Source organism: Inquilinus sp. NPDC058860, assembly GCF_042743185.1.
GTDB lineage: Bacteria > Pseudomonadota > Alphaproteobacteria > DSM-16000 > Inquilinaceae > Inquilinus.
In genome coordinates this window covers 37,777-44,152 of record NZ_JBHYMS010000061.1, presented here as the reverse complement: position 1 = coordinate 44,152, position 6,376 = coordinate 37,777, and the positions used below count along the sequence as shown (strand labels likewise).

The 6,376-nt window shown below is 69.3% G+C and carries 5 protein-coding genes; all 5 read right to left on the bottom strand.

All coding sequences use genetic code 11. The features are described 5' to 3' along the window. Positions 1–206: 206 nt before the first annotated feature. Entirely contained in the window at positions 207–1,100 is an 894-nt protein-coding gene (locus ACFW16_RS30020) for a TIGR01459 family HAD-type hydrolase (protein ID WP_380312154.1), read from the bottom strand. 75 nt (positions 1,101–1,175) lie between these two features. Beyond that, a protein-coding gene (prfB, locus tag ACFW16_RS30015; RefSeq protein WP_380312151.1) for a peptide chain release factor 2 occupies positions 1,176–2,301 on the bottom strand; the annotation gives its coding sequence in 2 pieces (ribosomal slippage) (positions 1,176–2,231 and positions 2,233–2,301; 1,125 coding nt in all). A 134-nt stretch (positions 2,302–2,435) separates the two neighbouring features. Next, positions 2,436–4,298, bottom strand: a complete 1,863-nt coding sequence (ilvD, locus tag ACFW16_RS30010; protein WP_380312149.1) for a dihydroxy-acid dehydratase — start codon at positions 4,296–4,298, stop codon at positions 2,436–2,438. A gap of 173 nt (positions 4,299–4,471) precedes the next feature. Further along, on the bottom strand, positions 4,472–4,822 hold the full coding sequence (locus ACFW16_RS30005; RefSeq protein WP_380312147.1) for a hypothetical protein: 351 nt from the start codon (positions 4,820–4,822) through the stop codon (positions 4,472–4,474). A gap of 131 nt (positions 4,823–4,953) precedes the next feature. Next, positions 4,954–6,357 (bottom strand): MFS transporter, encoded by a 1,404-nt coding sequence (locus ACFW16_RS30000; protein WP_380312145.1) that lies wholly within the window; start codon positions 6,355–6,357, stop codon positions 4,954–4,956. Positions 6,358–6,376 lie beyond the last annotated feature (19 nt).

The following is a 6,376-nucleotide window of genomic DNA, read 5'->3' as shown; positions in this document are numbered from 1 at the left end:
GATCTACCTCGCCCCTGCTCTCGTCGTCCTCGGCGGGTTGCTCGTCTACCCCGTCTACCAGCTCGGGCTCATCTCGTTCCTGGAGTACACGCAGGCGCAGGTCAGCGGTGGGGAGCCGACCGCCTTCCGGGGGTTCGGGAACTATGCCGAGCTGTTCGGGGACGCGCAGTTCTGGCGGGTGCTGGTTCGCGTGCCGCGAACCCGACCTACGCGAGGCCGTCCCAGGTCAGCCGTTCGACTGCCGCCACCGGCCGCAGCCGGTGCCGCTCGGCGGCGGCGGCGAGCTTGCGCGCATCCGGCCGGCCGGATGCGGCGTCGCGCAGCTCGGCGCCGTGGATGCCGCCGATCACGAACAGCCCGTCGATCCCGGCCGCCGTCGCGCCGGCCATGTCGGTGTGGAAGCTGTCGCCGACCGCCAGCACCCTGGCCGGGTCGGGCCGGCCCAGCAGCTCGAAGCAGCGGCGGTAGACCGGCGGGTGCGGCTTGCCGTGGTAGAACACCTGGCCGCCCAGTGACTCGTAGTGCTGGGCCAGGGCGCCGGCGCAGATCTGCATGCGGCCGCCGACGATGACGACGATGTCCGGGTTGGCGCAGATCATTGGCAGGTTTCGTGCCGCCGCGGCCTCCAGCAGCGGGGCGTGGTCCTCGACCCGCTCCTCCGGATCGTCGATGCCGGTGTTCAGCACGAACTCGGCATCGGCCACGTCGTCGACCCGGACGACGTCGTCGAGCCCCTCATAGACGTCGGCGTCGCGGTCGGGGCCGAGATGCAGGAAGCGCTCTCCCAGCGCCTGATGGAAGTCGTCGTCGCGCGCCGCCAGCGCCAGATGCGCCGCCTCGCCCGAGGACAGGATGGCGTCCCAGCACTCCTCCGGCACGCCGATCTGGGCCAGGCGCTGCGTCACCGACCCGACCCGCCGCGGCGCGTTCGACAGCAGGCACACCTGCTTGCCGTCGGCGCGCAGCCGCTGCAGGCAGTCGATCACGCCGGGATAGGGCGTGACCCCGTCATGCACCACGCCCCACAGGTCGACGATGAAGGCGTCATAGCGGTCGCGGATCGCGGCGATGCCGTCGAGGATCGGAATGCTGTCGGTCATCAAGTCTGGCCTGTTCGTCCCAATCCGGTCTTGTGCCACGGCCGCACGGACGGCGCCATCGGCGCCGCCCGAGACTCAGGCCGTCTGCAGGTCCTCGCCCTGTCCCTTCAGCTTCGCCGCCAGCGAGGCTTCCAGGAACTGGTCGATGTCGCCGTCCAGCACCGCCGAGGAGGCGCTGGTCTCCACGCCGGTGCGCAGGTCCTTCACCATCTGGTAGGGCTGCAGCACGTAGCTGCGGATCTGGTGGCCCCAGCCGATGTCGGTCTTCTCGGCGTTCAGCGCGTCGGCCTGGGCCTCGCGCAGCTTCAGCTCGCGCTCGTAGAGGCGGGCGCGCAGCATGTCCATGGCCATGGCCCGGTTGCGGTGCTGCGACCGGTCGTTCTGGCAGGCGACGACGACGCCGGTCGGGATGTGGGTGATGCGGATCGCCGAATCCGTCTTGTTGACGTGCTGGCCGCCGGCGCCGGAGGCCCGGTAGGTGTCGACCTTCAGATCCTTGTCCAGGATCGTGATCTCGATCGTATCATCGATCACCGGCGCCACCGCGACCGAGGAGAAGCTGGTGTGCCGCCGGGCCGCGCTGTCGAACGGGCTGATCCGCACCAGGCGGTGCACGCCCGATTCGGTCTTCAGCCAGCCATAGGCGTTGTGGCCCTTGATCAGCACCGTGGCCGATTTGATCCCGGCCTCTTCGCCCGGGCTCTCTTCCAGCCACTCGACCTTGAAGCCGTGCTGCTCGGCCCAGCGCACATACATGCGCAGCAGCATCTGGCCCCAATCCTGGGCCTCGGTGCCGCCGGCGCCGGCATTGACCTCGAGATAGGCGTCGTTGCCGTCGGCCTCGCCGGCCAGCAGGCTCTCCAGCTGCTTCTTCGCCACCCGCTCGGCCAGCTGGCCCAGCTGGGCCTCGGCGTCGGCCAGCACCTCGGCGTCGCCCTCGGCCTCGGCCAGCTCGATCAGCCCGACGGTGTCGTCGAACTCGCCGGCCAGCGCCTTGTAGCCGCCGATGGCGTCATCCAGATGGGTTCGCTCGCGCAGCAGGGTCTGCGCCTTCTCCGGGCTGTCCCAGAGCTTCGGGTCCTCGGCGAGGGTGTTCAGCTCGTCCAGTCGTCTGAGTGCGTTGTCCCAGTCAAAGAGACCTCCTCAGCAGCGCGAGCGACTGCTTGATCTCTTGGGCCTTGGCTTCGGTCTCGGCGCGCATCGGTGCGCTCCTCTCGAATTCCGTTCGGTCACGGGATCGCGGGCCGCGCGGCGGCCTGCGATGCGAACCGGGGATGTAGGACGGATCGGCGGTCAGGTAAAGGCCGCGGGCGGGGAAACTCGCCCGCCGCAACCTTACGACTTGCGCGGCTTCAGCTGGCCGACGTCGCGCACGGCGCCGCGGGCGGCGCTGGTGGTCAATGCCGCGTAGGCCTGCAGCGCCATCGAGACCTTTCGCGCACGCGGCGCGGAAGGCTGCCAGCCGCCGTCGGCGCGGGCGTTCATCGCCGCCCGGCGGTGCGCCAGCACTTCGTCGGACACTGCGAGATGGATCTTCCGGGCCGGGATGTCGATCTCGATGGTGTCGCCCTCCTCGACCAGGGCGATGGCGCCGCCCTCCGCCGCCTCGGGCGAGACATGGCCGATCGACAGGCCGGAGGAGCCGCCGGAGAAGCGGCCGTCGGTGACCAGGGCGCAGACCTTGCCCAGGCTCTTCGACTTCAGGTAGCTGGTCGGATACAGCATCTCCTGCATGCCGGGGCCGCCCTTCGGGCCCTCGTAGCGGATCAGCACCACGTCGCCGGGCTTGATGGTGTCGCCCAGGATGCCCTCGACCGCCGCGTCCTGGCTCTCGAAGATCCGGGCCGGGCCGGAGAAGGTCAGGATGCTGGCATCGACGCCCGCGGTCTTCACCACGCAACCGTCCTCGGCGATGTTGCCGTACAGCACCGCCAGGCCGCCATCGGGGCTGAAGGCGTGCTCCAGGTCGCGGATGGTGCCGCGCTTGCGGTCGGCATCGACGCTGGGGTAGCGCGCATCCTGGCTGAAGGCGACCTGGGTCGGGACGCCGCCCGGCGCCGCGGCGTAGAAGCGGTGCACGGACTCGCTGTCGGTTCGCTTGATGTCCCACTGGTCCAGCGCCGCCGACAGGCTCTCGGCATGGACCACGCGGGTGTCGCGGTGCAGCAGGCCGGCGCGGTCCAGCTCGCCCAGGATGGCCATGATGCCGCCGGCGCGGTGGACGTCCTCCATATGCACGTTCGCCACCGCCGGTGCGACCTTGCACAGCACCGGCACGCGGCGCGACAGCCGGTCGATGTCGGCCATGGTGAAGTCGACCCCGCCCTCCTGCGCCGCCGCCAGCAGGTGCAGCACGGTGTTGGTCGACCCGCCCATGGCGATGTCGAGGGTCATGGCGTTCTCGAAGGCGGCGAAGGTGGCGATATTGCGCGGCAGGACGCTGTCGTCGTCCTGCTCGTAATGGCGCTTCGCCAAGTCGACGATCAGGTGCCCGGCCTCGACGAACAGGCGCTTGCGGTCGGCATGGGTGGCGAGGGTCGAGCCGTTGCCCGGCAGCGCCAGGCCCAGCGCCTCGGTCAGGCAGTTCATCGAATTGGCGGTGAACATGCCGGAGCAGGAGCCGCAGGTCGGGCAGGCCGACCGCTCGATCACCTTCACGTCCTCGTCGCTGATCCGGCTGTCGGCCGCCGCCACCATGGCGTCGACCAGGTCCAGCGCCTTGGTCTCGCCCTGCAGCTTGACCTTGCCGGCTTCCATCGGCCCGCCGGACACGAACACCACCGGGATGTTCAGCCGCATCGCCGCCATCAGCATGCCGGGCGTGATCTTGTCGCAGTTCGAGATGCAGACCATGGCGTCGGCGCAATGCGCGTTGACCATGTACTCGACGCTGTCGGCGATGATCTCGCGCGACGGCAGGCTGTACAGCATGCCGTCATGGCCCATGGCGATGCCGTCGTCGACGGCGATGGTGTTGAACTCCTTGGCGACCCCGCCGGCGGCCTCGATCTCCCGCGCCACCAGCTGGCCGAGGTCCTTGAGGTGGACATGGCCGGGCACGAACTGGGTGAAGGAGTTGACGACGGCGATGATCGGCTTGCCGAAATCCGCATCCGTCATGCCGGTCGCGCGCCAGAGCCCGCGAGCTCCGGCCATGTTGCGGCCGTGGGTGGTGGTGCGGGAACGATAGGCTGGCATGGGTCGGGTCCGTGCTGCTCGGGTCACTTTCGGTCGGTCCGGATGCCGGCGGCGATCAGAAAGGAACCGCGGCGCCCGTCGGAAACGTCCGATCCAGAAAGAACGCCATTCCCGCCCGCGGCGCAAGGGCGGCTGACGCAACGCTCCCGCGCGTCGGGTCTATAAGAGAGGGCTTATACCGATAGATCGTTCTGCAATCGCTTTATCAGCTCCGGCGTGACCGGTGTGTCATTGTGGACGACCGGCAACAACGGGATGCCATTGCGGACCTTTCCACTCGGCGCTGATGAGCGGAACAGTACGTCTTCCACAATCTTTCGCCCCAGCTCGGTCAGGACGAGGCCTTCTCCATCACCCATGCAAAAGCCCCGGCCTATCAATTCTTTCTGAGTTCGACTGGCGATAGCGCGATATGGCCGGTGCGAGAGGTGGGCCGAAGGCAAAAACCCGTGATACAGGTTGAGCATCACTTGCAGCGCCAAGCGACTGGGGCCTCGCAGCTTCACAGAGTCAGGAACTGCCATCTCGCTCTCCATCAGTCACCGAGTAGCAAGATATTGTAGCATGCCCAGTGATAGGCCCTAAAGGTAGTCGGGTATCGCTGTTGGGGCGCCAGCAACAGCGAAATAGCGGGCGCCGTTCTTGTCAATCGGCTCTATCGCGTCGACTGCGCCCCTTCCGGGCCGGGCGCCGGGTCGTCGGCGGCATAGGCCGGGGCGGCCAGGCGCAGGCAGCTGACCACCGTGGCGGCGGTCGCCAGCCCGGCCGCGGTCAGCAGCGCCGCCTGGCTGCCATGGTCGGGAAAATGGGCGAACAGCAGCGCCACCAGCGCCGCGCCGGTGGCCTGGCCCAAGAGGCGGGCGGTGCCCAGCATGCCGCTGGCGGCGCCGCTGCGGCTGCGCGGGGCCGACCCGATCATCACCCGGTTGTTGGGCGACTGGAACAGCCCGAAGCCGGCGCCGCACAGCGCCATGCGCCAGACGATGCCGAAGGGGGAGGGATCCGCCGGCAGGGTCGCCATCAGCACCAGCCCGATGGCCATGAGGGCGAGGCCGATGCCGCCCAGGAGGCCGGGCGGGTGCCGGTCGGCCAGGCGGCCGGCGATGGGTGCGGTGACCGCCACCGCCAGCGGCCAGGGGATCATCAGGAGGCCGACCTGGGCCGGGGAGAAGCCGGAACCGGTCTGCAGCAGGAAGGGCAGCGTCACGAAAGCCGCCATCTGCGCCGCGAAGGAGCTGATCGAGGTGGCGACCGACAGCCCGACCACCGGGATGCGCAGCAGGTCCAGCGGCAGCAGCGGCGTCGGCTGGGCCAGCTGCCGCCGCACCAGCCAGACCGCGGCAGTGAGCCCGGCGCCGAACTGCAGCGCGATCAGCCCCCAGTCCAGCCCGTGGGCGATGCTGTCGATGCTGGTGATCAGGAGGCCGAAGGTGGCGGCGGACAAGAGCGCGCTCAGCAGGTCGAAGCGGCGGTCGGCCAGGTCGCTCTCCGGCAGGTTGCGGCTGCCGATGATGAGGGCGGCAACGCCGAGCGGCAGGTTGATGGCGAACAGCCACGGCCAGGAGGCGATCGACAGCAGGGCGCCGGCGAAGCTGGGGCCGATGGTCGAGGCGCCGGCGGCGATCATGGCGTTGACGCCCAGCACATAGCCCAGCCGGGCGCGCGGGAAGATGTAGCGGATCAGGGCGGTGTTGACGCTCATGATCCCGGCGGCGCCGAAGCCCTGGGCGACGCGCGACAGGGTCAGCGCCAGCAGCGAATCCGACAGGGCGCAGGCCAGCGAGGCGATTGTGAACAGGGCCAGGCCGCCGAGATAGATCCGGCGGTAGCCGACGATCTCGCCCAAGCCCGCCAGCGGCAGCAGCGAGACCACCACCGCCAGCTGGTAGGCGTTGACGATCCAGATCGACATCGACGGGCTGGCCTGGAACTCGGCCGCGATCGTCGGCAGCGCCACATTGGCGACGGAACCGTCGAGCACGGCGAGCATGATGCCGAGCACCACGGTGGCGAAGGCCCATCTGCGGCGGGGCAGAGGAAGGCCGTCGGGCAGGGACACGGGGCAGACCTCGCATTTT